Source organism: Streptomyces sp. NBC_00433 (genome assembly GCA_036015235.1).
GTDB lineage: Bacteria > Actinomycetota > Actinomycetes > Streptomycetales > Streptomycetaceae > Actinacidiphila.
In genome coordinates this window covers 1476519-1497438 of the sequence record CP107926.1, presented here as the reverse complement: position 1 = coordinate 1497438, position 20920 = coordinate 1476519, and the positions used below count along the sequence as shown (strand labels likewise).

Here is a 20920-nt window from a genome sequence, read left to right as displayed (position 1 = left end):
TAACAAGTCGGCAACACCGCCGTCACCCCTGGCGCCGACCCAACGAAGCCGCGGCCCGAGCAGCGAGTTCCCGGCGCACAGCGCGGCTTCCGGGCACAGCCGTCATCTCACGAAAAGAGAACCATCGATGCAGGGACCCCAGGTCACCGTGGTCGGCGAGTGCGTCGCCGACGCCCTCCTCGCGAGCAGCACCGCCCCGTCGGGCGAACTGGCGCTGCGCGTCCTGCCCGGCGGCGGGCCGGCCAACACCGCCGTCGCGCTGGGCCGGCTGGGCACAGCGGTCCGCTTCCTCGGCCGGCTGTCCGACGACACCTTCGGCCGCCTGTTCCGGGCGCGGCTGACCGAGTCGCAGGTGGATGTGCGCGACTGCCCCCGGGCGGCCGAGCCCAGCACCCTGGCAGTGGCCGAACTGGACGAGCACGGCTCCGCCACCTGGTCTTTCCACGCCGAGGGCACGGCCGACTGGCAATGGACAGCCGCCGAACTGGACGCGGTGGACCTCGCCGGCACCGCCTGCTTGCACGCCGGCTCGCTCACGCTGATACGGGCGCCGGGCGCCGCAGTGGTCGAGGACTTCCTGGTGCGCGCGGCCACCGGCGCCACTGTGTCGCTGGACCCGAACGTGCGCCCGCAACTCGTGCCGCCGGCCGACTACCGGGCACGGCTGACCCGCTGGTGCGAGGTCGCCGACATCCTGCGGGTCAGCGAGGAGGATCTGGAGGTGCTGCGCCCAGGAACGCCCCCGGAGCGTGCCTGCGACGAGTGGCACGCCTCCGGGGCCCGCCTGGTGGTCGTCACCCGAGGGGATCGGGGCGCGCTGGTGTCACTGGACGGCGAACGGGCGGAGTTGCCGGGTGTGCCGGTGCGAGTGGCGGACACCGTTGCCGCCGGCGACTCCTTCACCGCGGGCCTGCTCCACCACCTTGGGGCGCGCGGCCTGCTCGGTGGGCGACTGACCGATCTGACGCTCGCCGACGCCGTGGCCGCAGCCGAGCTCGGCACCCGGGTGGCGGCCCTGACCTGCTCAGTTCCCGGACCCAACCCGCCGTGGGCTCATCAGCTCGGTGGCCCGGCGACGACACCCGTACTCTGACGCCCGACCTGGCGCCGGCCGGCGTGGGCCGCTGCCTGGACTTGCCATGGGTCGCCGGTTTTGGCCAGGCAGTACTGACACTGGCATGGGAGGGGTCGTGTGCACCGACGACGGCGGGTGATGGCCTGTCCGCCTCCCGGCGCCGATGGCCCGGTAGTTCGCTCGCTCCGAGCGACTTGTGCGGTTTCTGACCTGTCGCGATAAGAGCATCTGGTCAGGGTTGACATATGTATAGCCACGGCGCATCGTCGTGTTTGCGGTGCCAAAACGTTTGGGCAGGTGCTCGAAGCCGCATAGGCAGACGATCCACCGTCTGGCTACGACTCATCTGCGGAGCGTGATGAACAAGGGGGTGCGGCTTCGCCTCCACGCCCGGCGCGTTGCCGCTGCTTCGCCCGGGGCGGCCCCGGTCGGCCCGACCGTCAGATCGTCTCTACGCCGCCGCCCATGGCATCCCGCCGAGCGCGCCGGGGGAGCGCCACTTCGTTCGGCCGCCGACCTGCTCACCGGCGGTGAGCGGGAGCCTCCGTTCCCTCCGCACGGGACACGAGGCCATGACGAACCGTTGACATGCACGGCAACGCGCATGAGCTTCATCGCAACCGACAAGCCCAAAGGTTCTGGCAGGTTCTCATGAAACGCGTTGGACTCAAGGATGTGGCCGCTGCTGCCGGCGTTTCGGTCACCACGGTGTCCCATGTACTGAACGACGTGCAGGGCAAACGCATCAACGCCGCGACCCGGCGGACGGTGCTGGATGCAGCCGAGCGAATGGGGTACCTGCCCAACGGCCTGGCTCGCGGGCTGCGCCTGAGCCGGTCGAACACGGTGGGCTTCGTCTCCGACGAGATTGCCACCACGCCCCATGCGGGTCAGATCATCCGGGGTGCGCAGGAGGCTGCGGCCAAGCGCGGTCTGATGCTGCTGATGCTGAACACCGGTGGCGACCAGGAGCTGGAGGACAAGGAGATCACGCTGCTGCTCCAGCACCGCGTGGACGGCGTGCTCTACGCCGCGATGTACCACCGGGTGGTAGAGGTGCCCACGTTGCTGCGTTCGGTTCCCACCGTCCTTCTGGACGCACGCAGTGACGATCCCGGCGTCGCCTCTGTCGTACCGGACGAGGAGCAGGGGGGTCGGACAGCGACCCGTGCGCTGGTGGCGCGTGGTCACCGGCGGATCGGCTTCATCAACCACATCGAGGACATCCCCGCTGCGCGGGGCCGGCTGGCGGGCTACAAGGCGGAGCTGGCAGGAGCGGGGATCGCCTTCGACCCTGACCTGGTGGTCGCCCACAACGCGGTTGGCGCGGGCGGCTACCAGGGAGCCCGGACCCTGCTCGGCCAGGAGGATCCTCCGACCGCGCTGTTCTGCTTCAACGACCGTATGGCGATGGGCGCCTACCGCGCGGCGGCGGAAGCCGGGCTCGCCATTCCGACGGACCTTTCGGTGATCGGGTTCGACAACCAGGAGCTGATCAGCGAAAATCTCTTCCCCGCTCTGACCACTGTGGCACTTCCGCACTACGAGATGGGTGCGCGGGCGATCGTGCACCTCCAGCAGGCGATCGACGCCGCGGCTGGCGCTGCTCCCGCGGCCGCAGCCGTCCATGAGTACCTGCATTGTCCGCTGATCTTGCGGGACTCGGTCGGTCCGCCCCCCCGGCCGTGATGCCGGACAGCCAGGAACCACACCTACGGGGTGAACGCCGAGGGCGGCCGCTTTGCCGCCCTGGTCGTTGTCCCGGAGCGGCGAGGCCTCCCAGGCGTCCGTTCTGGTGCCCGTTCGTTCGTCCGCGGGCCTGGCAGGTTCGCTGGAAGCCGGGCGGCGGGTCCGAACGGCGATGCGTTGCGGACCCGCCTTGCACCTTCAGAGGTCCAGCCTCCATGCGGTCAGTTGTGTGACGTGGGCCGTCCCTGCGACGGCGAACGCGCTGATCCCGGTGTCGCCGGGGCCCGGGAAGACCTGGTCGGTGAGGGTGACCAGGCCCCCGTTGGCGTAGACCTCGATCGAGGAGGCGTCGATGACTACATGAAGGCGCAACTTGCCGTGGTCGAGAGCGAGGGGGGCGCGGTGCACGCCGGGGAAGACCGGATGGAAGCTGGTGTCTCCGGACTCCGTTCGGTCGATGTACAGCTCACCGGTCTTGGTGTCGTAGCCGAGGCGGGTCTTGTGGCCCTCGCCCGAGCGCAGGTCAAGACCGAATGTCGTGGCACTGCCAGGGTTCAAGACCGCGTCGATCTCGGATACCGCTCCACGATCGCCCAGCGGCACGGTGGTACGTGGCACCGCCCGGTTCTTGATGTGCAACGGCGTCCCCCGCCGTAGTCCCGACAAGTCCACCGGCTCGGACACGAGCCGCAGGTTGCCGTCCACGGAGCGCAGCGACAGTCTGCGGGGCAAGGAGTCGGCGCTGCGCCATGGGCTGGTGGGGGTGTTCTGGCCGTAGTCCCAGTTGTTCATCCAGGCCACCATGATCCGCTGGCCGCCTGGGGCATCGTTGTAGGTGGCCGCGGCATAGAAGTCCGCCCCGTAGTCGACCCAGTGCGCGCGTTCGACGCTGCTGCGGGCGGGGGCGTCGGCGAGCGTGAACTGGTCGGCCAAGATGTGTCCCCAACTGCCCTGGTCGGCGTCGACGATCTGTATCCGGGCCTTCTTCCCTGCCAGGTCCGCCAGTTTCCACGAGGCCCAGTCCAGAGACTCGCTGTTCTGCCCGGTCGCGGTGCGCACCACTTTCCCGTCGACCAGGAGGTTGACGGAGGTCTGCGCATCGCGCGGCTTGGCCGCGACGTCGGAGAACACGATGTGGTCGAGCATGAGATGCCCCCACCCGCCGACGGCGTCGTCGACGACCTGGACGGTGGCCTGCTCGCCGATCAGGTCATTGACGTCCCAGGACGTCCACAGCATGTCGGAGCTGTCCAGGCCGGTCGCGGTGCGTACGACTTTCCCGTCGACGACGAGGTTGAACGCGGCTGCGCCATCCCTGCCGTAGGGGTGGTCGCCACCTGCGATGAGGAAGTCGATGTAGCGGCGGGTGATGGTGAAGGTCGGGGACGTGATGGTGCCGGTTGCCGGGTCGCAGGACTCGACGCAGGTGTCCAGGGCTCTGCCGCCGATCTGGCCCGGGAGCGGGCCTGGAGCGGGACCGGCATTGACGAACGACCCGGTGGCAGTCCAACCGTCGCCCCAGGTGGAGCCCTCGAAGTCTGCCAACACGTCGCCGGGAGGCGGGGCGCCATCACCCGTGCCGTTGACGTGGGGGTGCTTGCCGCCACCGACCAGGAAGTTCAGGTACGGCTTGCCGACGGTGAATTCCGGTGAGGTCAGCGTCCCGGTCGAGGCATCGTGGTCGAGGAAGCTGTTGGCCAGCCCGGCGCCGACAAATCCCGACACACCCTGCTGGTCGGGCAGGGAGCCGTCCGCCGGTGCGGTGCCGAACGCGGTGCCGGTGGTGGTCCAGGGGCCGTAGCCGCCTTCGAAGTCGGCCAGGATCATGCCGGCGGGCGGCGTGTAGCTCGGCGGGTCATCGGAGGTGAACCTGGTTCCGTCGAAGTCTCCGGTGAAGTACTGGGCCCCTGATCCGCCCGCGATCCCGCCCGGGTTGATGTTGACGACCAGAACCCACTTGTGCCGGTGTCCGGCACCGGCCACCGGCAGTTCGAAAAGGTCTGGGCACTCCCACAGGCCACCGGTGGCTCCGGCGGGGCCGAAGTCGCTCAGCGCTGTCCAGGACTTCAGGTCCGGCGAGGAGTAGAAGCGGACCTTGTGCTGGTCGGACAGAGCGACGACCATGAGCCAGCGGTGGGTCGCCTGCTGCCAGAACACCTTGGGATCGCGGAAGTTGGTCGAGCCGATGTCGAGCACGGGGTTGCCGGAGTACTTGGTCCAGGTAAGGCCTTCGTCCGTGCTGTAGGCCAGGGACTGTGCCTGCTTCCCGGTCTGCTTGTAGTTGCTGGTGTAGACCGCGACCAGCGGAGGCTTGCGAGAGGTGCCGAGCCCGCTGGTGTTGTTTCGGTCGAGGACGACGCTGCCGGAGAACACCATCTCCTGATCGTCCTGCGGGATCGCCAGCGGCAGCTCCTTCCAGTGCACCAGATCAGTGCTGACCGCATGCCCCCAGGACATGTTGCCCCAGGTATTGCCGGACGGGTTGTACTGGTAGAAGAGGTGATACCTGCCCTTGTAAAAGATCAGCCCGTTTGGGTCATTCATCCAATTCTGTGCTGGTGTGTAGTGGATCCGGGGCCGGTAGGGCTCGGAACCGGGGCTGGTGGCGGCAGGTCTGGGGACTTGCTGCCGGGAGCCCTCGGCCCCGGGGCCGGCGACAGCGGTCCTGCTCGCGCCCAGCAGGGCGACGGACAGCAGCGCGAGGGTCAGCAGTATGCGCAGCCAGGGACGGCCGCGATGAGAGATCCGCATGACTTCTCTCCGAAATGAAGGCGAAGGATTGAGGAAACGTTTCCTGGAGCGCCCGCTAGCATGTGCCAAGAGGTGCGCAATGTCCATGGGGCGGGACCCACCGCCTTGGGCGGTGAGGTCTGCGTGGGAGGAGACGGCGATGACCGCAGGCGGAGCACGGCCGCGCAGCAGGCGCGTGACGATGCGCGACGTCGCGGCGTTCGCCGGGGTGGGCCTTACGACAGTCTCCCGGGTCGTCAACGGCGTGCTGGTCGATCCGGTACTGACCGCCCAGGTCCGCGACGCGGTCGAGCAGCTCGGCTATCGTCACGACGCCACCGCCAGCAATCTGCGCCGTACCGACCGCCGCACGGACACAGTCGGGCTCGTCCTGGAAGACGTCGCCAACCCGTTCTCTTCTTCGCTGCACCGGGCGGTTGAGGACGTGGTGGCTGAACGGGGCCTTCTCCTCCTTACCGGCAGCAGCGACGAGGATCCAGCTCGGGAACGCAGTCTGCTTACCTCCCTCCTGACCCGTCGGGTGGACGGCCTGGTGGTCCTCCCGACGGGCGAGGTGGGCGCGGAGCTGGCCTCCGCGCGGCAGTTCGGAACTCCGGTGGTGTGCGTCGACCGGATGTTGGCGCTCGACGGCGTCGACACCGTGACCGTCGACAACGCCGGCGGCATCGCGGAGGCGGTGCGGCGACTCACCTCGCTGGGGCATCGCAAGATCGCCTTCCTGGGAGACCGAACATCCCTGTGGACCGCGCAGCAGCGCTGGGACGGATTCGTAGCGGCGATGACCCAGGCCCGGTGCGCGGTACGCACCTCTTGGGCACGCCGGGATATCCACGACGCTGCCGCGGCCGAAAGCGCCACGACCGAGATATTCACCGGCCGGAACTCGCCGACCGCGCTGATCACCGCCCAGAACCTGCTGACGATCGGTGCGCGACGCGTGCTGCAGCAGCTGCAGCTGCATCACTCCGTCGCGCACGTCGGCTTCGACGACTTCGATATGGCGGATCTGCTCGATCCGCCGTTGTCTGTCGTCGCACAGGATCCAGCAGAAATAGGCAGAACGGCGGCGACGATGCTCCTGGCCCGGCTGGACGGGGATTCAAGCCCAGCACGCCATGTCGTTCTCCCCACCCGGTATCTCGCACGCGGCTCCGGCGAGATACCGGGCGATCTCGGTATTAGCTGATGGTGACGTTCTGGGAGGTCATCGACCCGTTCCACACGTTGAGGCCGAGGCGGCCACTGCTGTAGGTGGTGTCAGTCACGTCGATCACCGGGGTGGTGGCGTTGTTGAAGAACACCTTGATCCTGGATCCTGCCGCTACGATCTTCAGGTGATAGACCGTTCCGGGAGAGATCGATGTGTTGTAGACACCGAGCGTCACCCAGGGACGCCACAGTTTGATCTGGCCGGAAGTATTCACGTTGACTGTGTAATGACCGGTCGCAGAATCGTTGGAGCGGAAAGTCAGGCCCGCGGCAGCGCCGGCGGTGTCGGGGCGGAGGTCGGCGTCGTAGCTGAAGTCCGACGCGGACTGCGAGGACAGGAGGTAGCCGTCACCGCTGAACGTGCCCACCTCCCCGGCTGCGGTGTCCGACCAGGAGCCTGCCACGCTCGTCCATGGACCCGACAGGTTCGTCTTGAAACCGGAGCTCGGGCCGGAGCCGGAGTCGGGGGGCCCGACCTCTGCGTTACGGATCGTGCCGCCGCCGTTGTAGACGTTGATGCCGAACAGGCCACTGGTGTAGGTGCTGTCGGTGACATCGACGACGGGTGCGGCACTGTTGTCGAAATAGACCTGGATGCGGGGACCGACGGCCACCACATTCACGTGGTAGTCGCGTCCGCGAACTATCGGGGTGTTGAACGTGCCCACGGTGGCCCCGGGCCGCCAGAGCTTGACCTGGCCGCCGCCGTCGGCATTGATGTTGACCGTGTAGTGCTTGGCCAGGTCATTCGACGCCCGGAAAGTGATCCCCGCAGCATTCGCGGTGTCCAGCCGCAAATCAGCCGCATAGGAGAAATCCGAACCCGACTGCGCCGAGACGTAGAACCCGTCGCCCGGCGCAGTCCCCGTCTTCCCGTCCGGGAGAGACGTCCACGACCCGCCCGCCGCGCGCCACGGACCAGTCAGATTGCTCCCGGGATTGTTCCCGTCATCGGCCTTCGTCGTGCTGTAGATATCCTTGAACTCACGGATCACCACATTGGAGAACTGCGCCGGTCCGCCGGCACTGTACAGCGAGATCCCCTTGTCTTCGGGGGCTGGAAAAATCTCGCTGGAGTGGACGTATTTACCGTCGTCAACGAAGACCTCCAGAGTGGTGCGATCGACCAGGATGCGCAGATGGACGGTCTTCTTGCTGATCGGCGACCGACTCTCCACATATCGGCCCGACCCATCCGGGTTGCCGGTCTGAGAGCGGTTGACGTACACGTTGCCACCGGAGACGCCGACATCGGCGTGGTGGGTGCCGTCGGCCGACTTGCGCAACTGGAGGCCGATGTTGGTCGCGGTGTCCCAGCTCACGTCCGCGCTCAGCTCGTAGGTGCTGCCGCTGTACGACAGCGGCACCTGCCCGTTGACCGGGATCGTCCCCAGGTCGACGGTGCGGTTGACAATGCTGTCCAGCGCGCTGACGGGCTGGGAGACCAGGCTGTAGAGGGCTCCGTCCTGCTTCTTGAGACGGATCTCTCTCACGATCGAGTCCGTGCCGTTGAAGCCGTCGTTGGACCAGGTCGGAGTGCTGTCGGGGTAGTCCCAGTTGTTCATCCAGCCCATCGCGTACCGGACGGCCGGGTCGGGCGAGCCGCCGACCATCTTGTCCCAGGTGACCGCGCCGTACCAGTCCCAGCCGTAGTCCAGCCACTGCGGGGCGGCCTGGTCCGCCTGAAACCCTGTCCCGCTGAAGGTTCCGGTCCAGTAGGCATACGTGTTGGGCAGCCCGGACGCCTTGCCGTTGGCCCCCGCGCCGAGGACCCACTTCGTGGTGCCGTCGTCGGCTTGGACGGAGAACAGGTCCGGGCACTCGATGGTACCGATTCCGCTGGTGCCGAAGGTGCTCTGGAACTGCCAGTGCTTCACGTCGGACGAGGTATAGAACCCGATGCTGTTGCCCTCGGCGAGAGCCATCACCCAGCGGTTGTGGGCCGCGTCTCGGACGATCTTCGGGTCGCGGAAGTCGGCTTTCCCTGGGTTGGGGAGCACGGGGGTGTCGCTGTAGTGCGAGAACGTCTTCCCCCCGTCGGTGGAGTACCACAGGAACTGTGCCTGGGCTCCGCTGCTGCTGTCACGCTGGGTCATAACGGAGACAACGGCATTCGCTCCGAAGCCGGCCGTGTTCGAGCCGTCGACGACTGCGGACCCTGACCATATGTCGCCGTTGGGTTGGGTGTTCTTCGGGATCGCGACACCTTGGTCCTGGAACGCCAGGTTGTCCGTGGTGGTGCTTCTGCGCCACGCGGTCCCCACACTGTGCGTGTAGTCGGCGTTGTACAGGTAGTAGTACTGGTACTTGCCGTCGACGAAGATCGGCCGCTGCGGGTCGTTCATCCAGTTGTCGGGCACGGTGAAGTGGTAAGCCGCCCGGTATACGGGCGCTTGGTCGGCTTGCGCATGCTGCGGGGTCAGAGCCGCCTGGGCGGCCGCGATCAGCAGCGCGAGCGCCATGACTACGCGGCTGACCAGGGCTGATGGGCGTCGAACGTTCACAGTTCCTCCGGTTGCGGAAGACATACGACAGCTACGGAGTGGCGACACCTTACGGTCGCGAAGCGGCGACGGGGAGATTGCCGGGATGTTGAGGGAACGTATCCTCAACGGCTGCCCGACAGCATCAGGCCGCCTTGGGGGCATGTCAACACTTCCGACCGGGCGTTCGACGACGCCGGTCGCCCACGCGCGACAAGGACGTTCGAGGGGATTGACAGGTCCGCAGAACGGGTGCAGATTCGCTGGCAATACCTGGGGCCAAAACGATTGGGCACCCGGTCACGTCCGCTGGAGTGGTGTATCGACGGCCACTCGGCGATCTTGTTTTGAGGCTATGCGGTGAGTTCGGTGGGCAGGGCGGTCTCGTCGGTTTCTGACCCGATCGAGTGGAGGCGGGCTTTGGCGAGCAGGTCGAGCCCCATGTAGCGGCGGGCTTCGGTCCATTCGTCGTTCTGCTCGGCCAGGACTGCGCCGACCAGGCGGATGAGTGCGGTGCGGTCGGGGAAGATCCCGACGACGTCGGTGCGGCGGCGGATCTCCTTGTTCAGGCGCTCCTGCGGGTTGTTCGACCAGATCTGCCGCCAGATCTCGCGGGGGAAGGCGGTGAAGGCCAGCAGGTCATGCTGGGCGGTGTCCAGGTGTGCGGCGGCCTTGGGGAACTTCGCCTCCAAGGCGTTCAGCACGTGCGTCATCTGGGCTTTCACCGCATCGGTGTCGGGTTGTTCGAAGACCGTCCGCAGCAGGGTGGCCACCCAGGGCTGGGCGGATTTCGGCACTTGGGAGAGCAGGTTGCGGGCGTAGTGGGTGCGGCAGCGCTGCCAGGACGCGCCGGGCAGGACCGCCCCGATCGCATTGACCAGGCCGGTGTGGGCGTCGGAGACGACGAGCTGGACTCCGCTCAGGCCGCGGGCGGTCAGCGAGCGCAGGAACGCCAGCCAGCCGGCGCCGTCTTCTGCGGTGGCGACGTCGATGCCGAGGATCTCGCGGTGCCCGTCGGCGTTGACTCCGACCGCGACGAGGGCGTGGACGTTGACGGTCCGGCCCTGCTCGCGGACCTTCTGGGTGAGGGCGTCGACCCAGACGAAGGCGTACGGGCCTGCGTCCAGGGGCCGGTTGCGGAACGCGGTGACTTGCTCGTCCAGGTGCTTGGACATGGCGCTGACCTGGGATTTCGACAGCTGGGTGACGCCGAGGGACTGGGCGAGTTTCTCGACACGGCGGGTTGAGACGCCGAGGAGGTAGGCGGTGGCGACCACGGAGATGAGGGCTTGTTCGGCCCTGCGGCGCCGTTCCAGCAGCCAGTGCGGGAAGTAGCTGCCTTGCCGCAGCTTGGGGATCGCGAGTTCGACGGTGCCGGCGCGGGTGTCCCACTCCCGCGGGCGATAACCGTTGCGGTGGTTGACGCGCTCGTCGCTGGCCTGCCCGTACTCGGCGTTGCAGAGCGCGTCGGCCTCCGCCGACATCAGCGCGTCGGCGAACGTCTTGATCATCGCGCGCAGCAGGTCAGGACTCGCCGAGGCCAAGTTCTCCTCGGTCAGGGCGTGCAGGGGCAGACTGTCATGTGCGGTCATCGTGCTGATCTCCTTCGAGGCTTAGACACTTCGAAGATCAGCCGGTGGCCGTCTCTCTATGCGGGCACCAACCCGGACGCCGGGACAAACCCCCGGATCAGGTCCAACCCGCTACACCACTTCCAAGGACGCAACCGGGCACCCGACAGCGAGGTGCTGCCGGACCAAGGACGCGTCACCTCCGGAAGGCGGCGCCTCCGCGTCTCAAATGAGAGCTGGTGTCGCGCATCGTCAACCCGCAACGTCGCAGAGCTGAGCGCCGAGGAGGAAACGTTTCCTGAGAGTGCGGCTACTCTCCGCATGACAGTTGCCGTGGGCGCGGCTGCGCTGGAGGGTCGGACTGCCGGCGGATCAGAGGCGTTGAAGCAGGGCAGCCTGTTGTCGGGGTGCCGCGCTGTGCGGACGTACTTCGCATCGATCGGGAGGATGCCCAAGAGCCGAACGAAGTGGACGGGGTCGGCGCTGTGGCGAGCCTCCTCCGAGCGGCGGCGGTAGCGATCGATCAGCCGGCCGGTTCACCCGGTTGTCTCCGTCGCTTCGTGTTGCCAGCCGGGCACGCGTTCCTCGTCGTGCGCCGTCACCGATACACCCGCGTACTGTCCTTCTACCGCTGCCACCCGCACCGTTGATGGAACCGAACACGGCCTTCAACTCGCCCCGGCCGGCGGCCGCGAACTCCGGGCCGTCCTGCCGGATCACCGCACTCCCCACGCCCCGCCGCGACCTCGAGCACGTCCAGCACCGGTCTGCAGTGGGTATGACGGACATGGTGCTGGTCACAGGCGTGTCGGGGCTCATCGGTGGTCACATCGCAGCCGAGCTGCTGCGGCGCGGATACGCGGTACGTGGCTCGGTGAGGTCGCCCTCTCGTATCGGCAGACGCGAGGGGGCGCGGCGGCTGCGGGGACCTGCCTGTGACCGGGCGCCGCTGTTCACCGTGCCTCCTGCGGATCAGTGGGTGTCCTCGTGCGGGGGCCGGGCAGCAGGTCGTCGCCACCGAGCCCGTACTGGGCGGCCTGGGCGGTGAACATCTGCTGGTACACGCCCTCGCGTTGCATCAGCTGCGTGTGGGAGCCGTCCTCGACCAGCTGGCCGTCGGCCAGGACGTAGATGTGGTCGGCGTGCATGGTGGCGGCCAGGCGGTGGGTGACCAGGACGACCGCGTGGCCCTCCCGTGCCAGCGACCACAGGCCCTGGAAGGCGGCGATCTCCGCGTGCGGGTCGAGGGCCGAGGTCGGCTCGTCGACCAGGAGCACCGGAGCGTCGCGGTAAAAGGTGCGCGCCGTGCCGAGCTTTTGCCACTGCCCGCCCGACAGCTGGACGCCGCGCTCGTAGCCCTTGAAGACGATCGAGTCCCAGCCGTGCGGGAGCGCCTCGATCAGATCCAGCACGCCTGCGGCCTCGGCTGCGCGGCGGACCGCGGCCATGTCCCGCGGGCGGTCGCCGGCGCCGATCGCCACGTTCGCGGCGGCGGTCATCTCCCAGCGCGGGAAGTCCTGCGCCAGCACCCCGACCGCGGCGAACACCTCGCTGCGGTCGGCGTCCCTGACATCGACGCGCCTGCCGTCCTCGCCCTCCCACCACACGTTGCCCTCGGCGGGCAGCAGCAGTCCGGACAGCAGTTTCGTCAAGGTCGTCTTGCCCGATCCGTTCACGCCGACCAGGGCTGTCACCGCGCCTCGCCGGATCTCCACGCTCACCCCGTCCACGGCGGGCGAGTCGGCTCCGGGATAGGTGAACGACAGGTTCTCGGTCCGCACCGCGCGCACCGGGCAGGGCAGGGGGGCACCGGTGCGGGGGATCGCGTGCCGGGCTGCGATCTCGATGGCGTCCTCGGTGTCGGTGAGGAACAGTAGCTCCTCATAGAGCCGGTTGACCTGCTGCACCAGGGACGTCAGCCGGGCGGTGGAGGTGCGGATGGCGACTACGGCGGTTCCGCCGACCGCCAGCGGCAGTCCGCCCGAGGCCAGCAGCCACCACAGGACGCCGTAGCAGCCCAGCGACGCCAGGCCCGCGAAGCCGCCCGCGACGAGATCCGTCGTCGCCTGCGCTCGGGCCAGGCGCCGCTGCTCCGCCTCGGTCTGCCGGGACATCTCCTCGAAGCTGGAAAGGAGCTTGACCCCCGCGGCGTGCACGCGCAGCTCTCCGGCCGCGTGCGGGCGGGTCAGGTAGGCCAGCAGGGAGGCGATCGCCCTGCGGTGGTCGACCCAGTGCAGGCGCGAGAGGTACTCGCGGCGGGCCGAGCGGACCGCCCCCCACCCTCGGGGCAGCGCGATGGCCAGCAGCATCGGCAGCAGCGCCCAGTGCAGCGACACCAGCACCGCCGCTGCCGCGGCCATGCCGATGACCACGTTGCCGACCCCGACCGACAGCCGGAGCATGTTCCGGGCGGAGTCGGTCCCGAAGCGGCCGGCCTCCAGGATGCGCTGAACCTCGGGCCGCTCCGTGGCCTCCACCTCGACATCGGTGACGGCCCGGTAGTACCGGGAGGACACCGCCCGCTCCACCTGAGGCTCCAACCGCCCGGACATCGCCGTCGACCAGGCCATCAGCAGCGCGGTCGCCACCGCGGTGACCGCGAGGACCGAAAGCGACGGCAGGGACTGGCGCAGCCTGTCCGCGGTCGGGCCGTCCGCGAACAACTGGGTGAGCACGCTGTTGACCGCCACCAGCCCCCACCCGGACGCCACGCCCTGCCCGAGCTGCGCGGCCACCACCCCTGCCAGCGCGCGTGGGTCGCTCTGCCAGCCGGTGCGCAGCACCATGGCCACCATGCGGGGCAGCGCGGCGGCCATGTGCCCGAACCCGAGGCGGGTCAGGGGGCCCGCGTGGCGGACGTAGGACTGGTCGTAGCGCAACTGGCCCCCGTACAGCTCCTGCTCTGCGGCGGAGATCGTCTCCCCGCTCCCTGCCGGAGGAGAGCCGGCTTCGGCGGTGGGTGCTGATCGTGCAGAGTTCAACGTGTCCCTCCCGATGTGCCAGGCAGCGATGTGGAGTTCAACGACGCCACCACGATTTCGAACACATGTCTTTCGGCCGTGCTGTGCGCCCCGGAATTCCGCGGTGGTGTGAGCGTGTGCGGTGCATCTGTGACCGAGATTTTTACTTGGCGGACGAGCGCAGTACTTGGCGGATCTTGCTTCCGTAACGCTGTGTTGTTGTGATTGGTCAAGATAGTTGTCACTTGGTCGAGCTATCTGTCACCTGGCGCGGCAGGGTGGGAGCGGCCTGGTGAGCCGGGACACGTCAGTTGGAACCTGGCCACGCCTGTTGGGACCAGGTCGGGCTGAGTGCTGGCGGATGTATCTGGGAAGATCGCTCGCATGAGATTTCGCCGCCTTCACCTGCGCGCGGGCGAGGACGGTGGTCTGCTCTCTGGGCCACTGACGGGTTCGCCGGACGAGGGGACCGATGACGCTGCGGCTGTTGGACCCGAGATCGAACACGGAACCGACGGGCGGGTCGCTCCCGAGTCCTTGGCGGCGGTCCGGGCGGCCGCAGAGCGGGGCCTGCCGGTGGCGATGTCCAACTACGGGACGGCGTTGCACGCGGCGGGTGATCAGGTCGGGGCGCTGCACTGGTACGCCAAGTCCTGGGAAGCCGGGAATGTTGCTGCCGGGTTCAATCTCGGCACGCTGCACTGGACGGCCGGGAACCGGGACCAGGCACGGCTCGTCTGGGAGCAGGCCGCCGACTGCGGCGATGTCGATGCCATGCTCGGCCTGGTCAGGCTGGCCTTCGAGCGCGACGACCGGCCGACGATCGAGCGCTGGGTACCGCGGATCTACTCCCAGGACCTGGCCTTTCCGATCACCTCGGTCGGTGTCGCCTTCGGCTCGCGCGGCTACACCTCGGAGGCCCTCCGCGCCTTCACGATCGCCGGGGACCTGGGTGACGCGTACGCCATGAAGTACCGGGCAGAGATCCTCGAAGCCCGTGGCGAACACGAGCAGGCCGGCGCCCTTCGGGCCCGCGCGGCCGAAGCGGAGCACCTGTACTGACCGAGGGCAGGACAGAACCTCTGCCTCAACCGACGTGGTCCGGCCGGACCATGTCATCTGCGACGTGACCAGATCACCGGAGGCGAGACGCCCGAAGCGGTTCCAACGAGAATGGCAATTGACCGCTTGGTTCCATGAATCATGGCCAGCCAGTTCCAGGCAGCGTGGCACACGCGCCCAGAACAGCCAGGTCGTCGTGTCCTGCGTGTTCCAACTATCGTGTCCCGGCTCACCTGGTGAGCCGCGACTGTCCGTCCCGTCGCACTCCAGCTGGCAGATTGTCAATGCTCTGCAGACCGACCTTGCGGATTCTCATTCGCCGCGGAGGCGGACCAGACGCCGAGGTCGCCTCCCGGCATGGACACGAACCGCCATCCTTCAGGTCCTGTGATCTGCCACGCCTCGAACGCCGCATCGGTTGGACATGTCAGATGCATGCCATTCTCGAACGCCATCCGGAGCGTGCCGGACTTGAAGGCGACCGCAGAGACGACCTTCGTCCCGAAGAGCGGGAGGGCGGCGGCCACGTCCTGAGTCTCCGGCACCAGAAGCACGCCGGGATTGGTGTGGGCCGGCCCGGATGAGAGCCGAGCGGGCGTTTCGAGTACGACTTCCCAACCCTCGTTGAGGGCCAGCGTGAGGCGGTAGTCGACAGTGATCCCAGCAACGCCCTGTCCTCGGAGATTCAAGATCCACCGGTCATCGTGTTCGACCGGCTCTGCTTCGGTGCTCATCACCCCACCATGGTGCACGGCCCAGCCAAGGGCGACGGACGGTCACTGCGGATTCGGCCTTCGCTAAAGGGCGGAGGAGGTCGGGCCTGCTGGAGCAGGAGCGTCTGGCAGCATGAGCCCGTGACTATCGTCGACGACTCGAGTGACCCCCTCCGGCTGCTTCTGGGTCGGGAGGTGAGCGCCGTCTGCTTCGTGCGCGACTACGTCGAGCTGCACTTCGACGGACCGGTCTTGCGGGCACTGAGCAACCCCTTCGGCCTGTATAGCTGCCGCGGATGGCACTTTCCTGCGCAGGGATCTCTGGAGCTCATGCGATCCTTCATCGGCAAGACCGCCGACGACTACGAGCTGCTTCCGGATCGGCTCCTCGCGGTGGATTTCGGAGAACACCGCTTTGCCATCCCGCTGGACCAGGCTTCGCGCGTGGGTCCCGAGGCGGCCCATCTAGTCGGCGTTGACGAGAGAGGTCAGACCGACGCGCGAGCGATGTGGATCTGGTGACAACCGTCGCGACTGAGTGAGGAAAGTGACAACCATCCCGACCAGCCGGTGACAGTCATCGGTTGCGTCCTTGGAAGTGGTGTAGCGGGTTGGACCTGATCCGGGGGTTTGTCCCGGCGTCCGGGTTGGTGCCCGCATAGAGAGACGGCCACCGGCTGATCTTCGAAGTGTCTAAGCCTCGAAGGAGATCAGCACGATGACCGCACATGACAGTCTGCCCCTGCACGCCCTGACCGAGGAGAACTTGGCCTCGGCGAGTCCTGACCTGCTGCGCGCGATGATCAAGACGTTCGCCGACGCGCTGATGTCGGCGGAGGCCGACGCGCTCTGCAACGCCGAGTACGGGCAGGCCAGCGACGAGCGCGTCAACCACCGCAACGGTTATCGCCCGCGGGAGTGGGACACCCGCGCCGGCACCGTCGAACTCGCGATCCCCAAGCTGCGGCAAGGCAGCTACTTCCCGCACTGGCTGCTGGAACGGCGCCGCAGGGCCGAACAAGCCCTCATCTCCGTGGTCGCCACCGCCTACCTCCTCGGCGTCTCAACCCGCCGTGTCGAGAAACTCGCCCAGTCCCTCGGCGTCACCCAGCTGTCGAAATCCCAGGTCAGCGCCATGTCCAAGCACCTGGACGAGCAAGTCACCGCGTTCCGCAACCGGCCCCTGGACGCAGGCCCGTACGCCTTCGTCTGGGTCGACGCCCTCACCCAGAAGGTCCGCGAGCAGGGCCGGACCGTCAACGTCCACGCCCTCGTCGCGGTCGGAGTCAACGCCGACGGGCACCGCGAGATCCTCGGCATCGACGTCGCCACCGCAGAAGACGGCGCCGGCTGGCTGGCGTTCCTGCGCTCGCTGACCGCCCGCGGCCTGAGCGGAGTCCAGCTCGTCGTCTCCGACGCCCACACCGGCCTGGTCAATGCGATCGGGGCGGTCCTGCCCGGCGCGTCCTGGCAGCGCTGCCGCACCCACTACGCCCGCAACCTGCTCTCCCAAGTGCCGAAATCCGCCCAGCCCTGGGTGGCCACCCTGCTGCGGACGGTCTTCGAACAACCCGACACCGATGCGGTGAAAGCCCAGATGACGCACGTGCTGAACGCCTTGGAGGCGAAGTTCCCCAAGGCCGCCGCACACCTGGACACCGCCCAGCATGACCTGCTGGCCTTCACCGCCTTCCCCCGCGAGATCTGGCGGCAGATCTGGTCGAACAACCCGCAGGAGCGCCTGAACAAGGAGATCCGCCGCCGCACCGACGTCGTCGGGATCTTCCCCGACCGCACCGCACTCATCCGCCTGGTCGGCGCAGTCCTGGCCGAGCAGAACGACGAATGGACCGAAGCCCGCCGCTACATGGGGCTCGACCTGCTCGCCAAAGCCCGCCTCCACTCGATCGGGTCAGAAACCGACGAGACCGCCCTGCCCACCGAACTCACCGCATAGCCTCAAAACAAGATCGCCGAGTGGCCGTCGATACACCACTCCAGCGGACGTGACCCAGTCATCACGGCCAGGGTGAAGTGAAAGCGCAGGTCGCGGGCTGCTCCGGGTGACACCTATCTCGGCCAGTCACAGTTGTTGAGACTTAGTGCTCTCGTTGGCCCCTGGGCGTTACAGCTAGCGCCTACCCAACTCGGGACCACGCCGCCCCGGCTCTTGAGGTTCCTGAGCTGGCGTTAGCCTCAGCGGATGATTCCTGAGTCGTCGCCGAAGGTCATCACGCGTCTCCGCGACGGGCGGATCCACGCCTACGTCGTGGGGGCCGGCGTCTACGGGACGCTGGAGCCCGCAGCGGTTTTCCAGCCGCGGGATGGTGAGGAGGTCGTAGCGTCGGTGGTCCGGCAGGATTTGGAGCGGGTCGTGTATACGACGCTGAACGGAGTCGTCTGCCTCACGCGTGCCGGCGACCTCATGTGGGCCTCGGACTTCGAACCGCACTCTGACGTACGCCATGGCCACCAGCCTGGCTGTGCGCTGTCTCTGGACGGCCGGACGGTGTGGGTCTACCGGCCGGACGCGATGGCGGGACGCGGGGGCGGGGACCAGTGGGTCGTGCACGACGCCGAGAGCGGTGTGGTTGTCGCCCGCCGGGAACTGGGGACGGTCGGGCACGGCGCCTTCCACCACCTGCATCCCGTGGACGGCAGCATCTACATCGACATCGGTGAGGGCCAGGACGGCTCCGTCATTCTCCGGGGCACGGGCGGGGCGGGCAGCGAGCCGAAGTTCGTGACGTACCCGTGGCAGGACCGCTGCCTGATCGACCTGGCTCCGTCCGGGCACCAGTTCATGACCGTGGACCACGGGCAGGCGGACGTCGCCTTCCACGACCACCCCAACGGGGACGTGCTCTTCACCCTCCCCGTCGAAGCCTTCGGTTACGACCCGGAGGAGTCCTTCGTGGAATGGAGCGGTGGCTACCTGACCGAGGACACGGCCATCGTCACCCTGGGCGGTGAGAGTCAGGACGAGGAGGAGTGGTTCCGCTACCACCTGGTCGACGTACGCACGGGCACCCTCAGCGGCGAGTTCACCGTCGAGGCGAGCAACCCGTACGAGCTGGTACCCCTGGGCGACGGTTCCTGGCTCACCGACGGCCCCGGCGGCGACCCCGTCCGTTGGTCCAGCGCTCCGCAGCCGTCGGCACCGCCGCACCTGGCCGTACCAGCATCTCCATACGAGGGGCAGCAACCGTGACGGCAGACCCCCGAGTACCGCTGATTCCACAGGCGCCTGAAGGCTTGAGCCGGCGAGCTCGGTACTTCGTCGAGGGACACGGGCTGCGTGTTCCACACCGCGACCTCAAGCCCTTTCGGGAGGCATGGCTCCAGCAAGGGATTCCGGATGCCGAGATCGACCGGGCTGTCGCCTTTCAAGAGCTCTGGGGCGGTCTCGCCCTGCCCCCGGCCCCCGAATACGAGGGCGGCCCGCGCGTTCTGGAAGCCGATGCCCCCGAGGGCTCGGCCGCGAACGGATGGCGGTTCCCGGCCGGCGGCTGTCGCGTCTCCATGGCCCACGGGTTCATGATCGGGCCAGGAGGTGAGTTCGGGATCGACACTGACCACTGGACGCCGCTGCACGCCAGCACAAAGGGGTGGGTGGAAGCCCTGGCGCTGGCCAGCCACGCGGGCTACTGGGCCGAGACCATCACGAAGATCAAAGGCAGCGCCGTCGAGGACCTGAACCTCGACGGATTCGAGCCGGTACCCGAAGTTCAGGGACTCGCTGACACCTGGTGGCGGGGCAAGGACTCGCTCATCGCCATCTACCGCGGCGAAGCCTCAGGCTTCAGCGCCCCCCACTGCCTGAGGGCCCATATCTACGGCGGGCTCGATGCATGGGGCCTGGCCGGCAACTGACTCCCGAAGGCCGAGCCCTCGGTCCCGCCGCTGAGCGTTCGGGTGCCCACAGGGGCCAAATTGCAGCGCTAAGTCAGGGTCTGTCCAGCGACTGGTGTAAATGGGTTTGCGTGGATTAGCGGCGGCCGATGGAGAGTCGGCCGTCGAAGGCGATGTCGAAGGCCTGGAGTGCGGGCTTCCATCGCATGGTCCAGCGTTTGCGTCCCTGGCCGGTGGGGTCCAGGCTCATGACGGCCATGTAGACGCACTTCAGCGCTGCGGCCTCGTTCGGGAAGTGCCCGCGGGCGCGGACGGCCTTGCGTATGCGGGCGTTGACCGACTCGATGGCGTTGGTGGTGCAGACGACCCGGCGGATCTCCGCGTCGAACTGGAGGAAGGGCACGAACTCGGCCCAGGCGTTCGACCAGAGCCGCACGATCGCGGGGTATTTGGTGCCCCATTCCTCCTGGAATTCCAGGAACCTCTCCTCGGCCGCGTCCGAGGTCGGGGCGGTGTAGATCGGCTTGAGCGCGCGGGAGATATTGTCCCAGTCCTGGCGGGCCGCGTAGCGGAACGAGGCCCGCATGAGGTGCACGACACAGGTTTGCGTGATCGCCTGCGGCCAGACCGTCCCGATCGCGTCGGGCAGGCCTTTCAGCCCATCGCAGACGACCATGCACACGTCCTCGACACCGCGGTTGCGGATCTCGGTCAGTACCTGGAGCCAGTACTTGGCTCCCTCGCCGCCGTCGCCGGCCCACAGGCCGAGGATGTCGCGGGTGCCGTCGACGGTGACTGCGAGGGCGACGTAGATCGGCCGGTTGGCGACCTGCCCGTCACGCACCTTCACGTGGACGCAGTCGATGAAAGACGACCGGGTAGACCGGGTCGAGGGGTCGGTTCTGCCATTCGGCCATGCCGTCCATGACCTTGTCGGTGATCGTCGAGATCGTCGACTTGGAAACGCTGGCGCCGTAAACCTCGGCCAAGTGCGCGGAGATATCGCCGTGCGTCAAGCCCCGGGCAGACAAGGACAGCACCATCTCATCGACGCCGGTCAGCCGCCGCTGACGCTTCTTGACGATCTGCGGCTCGAAGCTGCCCTCCCGGTCGCGGGGCACCTCGATCTCGACCGGTCCGACTTCGGTCAGAACGGTCTTGGCCCGCACACCATTGCGGCTGTTGCCGCTGCCGACGCCGGCCGGGTCGTGCTTCTCGTAGCCGAGGTGGTCGGTGATCTCGCCCTCCAGGGCGGACTCCAGCACCCGCTTGGTCAGCTGCTGCAGCAGCCCGCCCTCACCGGTCAACTGCAGCCCGCCGGAACGGGCCCGGTCGACCAGCTGCCCGATCAACTGCTCGTCCACCACATCCGCCGGCAGCTCGACCGGGCGTCCATCCTCATGCGCCTCGACAGAGGCGATCACGTCGCTCATCAGGTGCTTCCTTGATCAGGAGATACACCGGTCACCGTACAGACCCCAGCATCGACCCTTGGCGGACCCGGAAGGGGGTCTGACACTGGTGTGGCCGAAACGCCGTGGCACGGCCCCGGCTG

14 protein-coding genes and 1 pseudogene are annotated in these 20920 nt (G+C 67.8%); 9 read left to right on the top strand and 6 right to left on the bottom strand.

The features are described from left to right. The first annotated feature begins 127 nt into the window (after positions 1-127). A complete protein-coding gene (locus tag OG900_05775; protein ID WUH89704.1) occupies positions 128-1093 on the top strand; it encodes a carbohydrate kinase in 966 nt (321 codons plus the stop codon). 570 nt (positions 1094-1663) lie between these two features. Next, positions 1664-2764 carry a LacI family DNA-binding transcriptional regulator gene (locus OG900_05770; protein WUH89703.1) on the top strand — a complete coding sequence of 367 codons (1101 nt, stop codon included), beginning with the start codon at positions 1664-1666 and terminating at the stop codon, positions 2762-2764. 198 nt (positions 2765-2962) lie between these two features. On the opposite strand, the gene OG900_05765 is transcribed toward OG900_05770, so the two are convergent. Continuing rightward, the gene (locus tag OG900_05765; GenBank protein ID WUH89702.1) at positions 2963-5515 is read right to left on the bottom strand and encodes a GH32 C-terminal domain-containing protein; all 2553 of its coding nucleotides are present in this window, start codon (positions 5513-5515) and stop codon (positions 2963-2965) included. Positions 5516-5654: 139 nt separating this feature from the next. On the opposite strand from OG900_05765, the gene OG900_05760 reads away from it, so the two are divergent. Then, the gene (locus tag OG900_05760) at positions 5655-6701 is read left to right on the top strand and encodes a LacI family transcriptional regulator (GenBank protein WUH89701.1); all 1047 of its coding nucleotides are present in this window, start codon (positions 5655-5657) and stop codon (positions 6699-6701) included. Here the strand turns inward: OG900_05760 and OG900_05755 are convergent. Then, positions 6694-9186, bottom strand: a complete 2493-nt coding sequence (locus OG900_05755; protein WUH89700.1) for a GH32 C-terminal domain-containing protein — start codon at positions 9184-9186, stop codon at positions 6694-6696. The two genes, OG900_05760 and OG900_05755, sit on opposite strands and share 8 nt — an antisense overlap. 374 nt (positions 9187-9560) lie before the next feature. Further along, positions 9561-10799: an IS256 family transposase gene (locus OG900_05750; GenBank protein ID WUH89699.1), complete on the bottom strand. Its 1239-nt coding sequence runs from the start codon at positions 10797-10799 to the stop codon at positions 9561-9563. Positions 10800-11565: 766 nt separating this feature from the next. Here OG900_05750 and OG900_05745 point away from each other — a divergent pair. Next, complete coding sequence (locus tag OG900_05745) at positions 11566-11826, top strand: NAD-dependent epimerase/dehydratase family protein (protein ID WUH95630.1); 261 nt, start codon at positions 11566-11568, stop codon at positions 11824-11826. On the opposite strand, the gene OG900_05740 is transcribed toward OG900_05745, so the two are convergent. Next, positions 11732-13657 (bottom strand): ABC transporter ATP-binding protein/permease, encoded by a 1926-nt coding sequence (locus OG900_05740; GenBank protein WUH95629.1) that lies wholly within the window; start codon positions 13655-13657, stop codon positions 11732-11734. The genes OG900_05745 and OG900_05740 overlap by 95 nt on opposite strands. Positions 13658-14122: 465 nt before the next feature. Between OG900_05740 and OG900_05735 the strand changes: the two genes are divergently transcribed. Then, positions 14123-14800 carry a hypothetical protein gene (locus tag OG900_05735; GenBank protein WUH89698.1) on the top strand — a complete coding sequence of 226 codons (678 nt, stop codon included), beginning with the start codon at positions 14123-14125 and terminating at the stop codon, positions 14798-14800. Between the two features lie 281 nt (positions 14801-15081). Here the strand turns inward: OG900_05735 and OG900_05730 are convergent, their stop codons facing one another. Next, the gene (locus OG900_05730; GenBank protein WUH89697.1) at positions 15082-15534 is read right to left on the bottom strand and encodes a DUF6188 family protein; all 453 of its coding nucleotides are present in this window, start codon (positions 15532-15534) and stop codon (positions 15082-15084) included. Positions 15535-15654: 120 nt separating this feature from the next. Here OG900_05730 and OG900_05725 point away from each other — a divergent pair, with 120 nt between their 5' ends. From OG900_05725 to OG900_05710, 4 genes are all read left to right on the top strand, one after another. Then, the gene (locus OG900_05725; GenBank protein ID WUH89696.1) at positions 15655-16035 is read left to right on the top strand and encodes a hypothetical protein; all 381 of its coding nucleotides are present in this window, start codon (positions 15655-15657) and stop codon (positions 16033-16035) included. 196 nt (positions 16036-16231) lie between these two features. Further along, positions 16232-17470 carry an IS256 family transposase gene (locus OG900_05720; GenBank protein ID WUH89695.1) on the top strand — a complete coding sequence of 413 codons (1239 nt, stop codon included), beginning with the start codon at positions 16232-16234 and terminating at the stop codon, positions 17468-17470. Between the two features lie 246 nt (positions 17471-17716). Continuing rightward, entirely contained in the window at positions 17717-18724 is a 1008-nt protein-coding gene (locus OG900_05715) for a hypothetical protein (protein ID WUH89694.1), read from the top strand. Then, the gene (locus tag OG900_05710; protein ID WUH89693.1) at positions 18721-19386 is read left to right on the top strand and encodes a hypothetical protein; all 666 of its coding nucleotides are present in this window, start codon (positions 18721-18723) and stop codon (positions 19384-19386) included. Before OG900_05715 ends, OG900_05710 begins: the two co-directional genes overlap by 4 nt. Positions 19387-19501: 115 nt before the next feature. Here OG900_05710 and OG900_05705 read toward each other — a convergent pair. Next, positions 19502-20801: pseudogene (locus tag OG900_05705) on the bottom strand (IS256 family transposase). Between the last annotated feature and the right edge of the window lie 119 nt (positions 20802-20920).

What these genes read in the sequence shown, in the direction of transcription:
- OG900_05775 (WUH89704.1), top strand. Translation starts at nt 128, where the DNA reads ATGCAGGGACCCCAGGTCACCGTGGTCGGCGAGTGCGTCGCCGACGCC.
- OG900_05770 (WUH89703.1), top strand. Translation starts at nt 1,664, where the DNA reads ATGCACGGCAACGCGCATGAGCTTCATCGCAACCGACAAGCCCAAAGG.
- OG900_05765 (WUH89702.1), bottom strand. Translation starts at nt 5,515, where the DNA reads ATGCGGATCTCTCATCGCGGCCGTCCCTGGCTGCGCATACTGCTGACC.
- OG900_05760 (WUH89701.1), top strand. Translation starts at nt 5,655, where the DNA reads ATGACCGCAGGCGGAGCACGGCCGCGCAGCAGGCGCGTGACGATGCGC.
- OG900_05755 (WUH89700.1), bottom strand. Translation starts at nt 9,186, where the DNA reads ATGGCGCTCGCGCTGCTGATCGCGGCCGCCCAGGCGGCTCTGACCCCG.
- OG900_05750 (WUH89699.1), bottom strand. Translation starts at nt 10,799, where the DNA reads ATGACCGCACATGACAGTCTGCCCCTGCACGCCCTGACCGAGGAGAAC.
- OG900_05745 (WUH95630.1), top strand. Translation starts at nt 11,566, where the DNA reads ATGGTGCTGGTCACAGGCGTGTCGGGGCTCATCGGTGGTCACATCGCA.
- OG900_05735 (WUH89698.1), top strand. Translation starts at nt 14,123, where the DNA reads ATGAGATTTCGCCGCCTTCACCTGCGCGCGGGCGAGGACGGTGGTCTG.
- OG900_05730 (WUH89697.1), bottom strand. Translation starts at nt 15,534, where the DNA reads ATGAGCACCGAAGCAGAGCCGGTCGAACACGATGACCGGTGGATCTTG.
- OG900_05720 (WUH89695.1), top strand. Translation starts at nt 16,232, where the DNA reads ATGACCGCACATGACAGTCTGCCCCTGCACGCCCTGACCGAGGAGAAC.
- OG900_05715 (WUH89694.1), top strand. Translation starts at nt 17,717, where the DNA reads ATGATTCCTGAGTCGTCGCCGAAGGTCATCACGCGTCTCCGCGACGGG.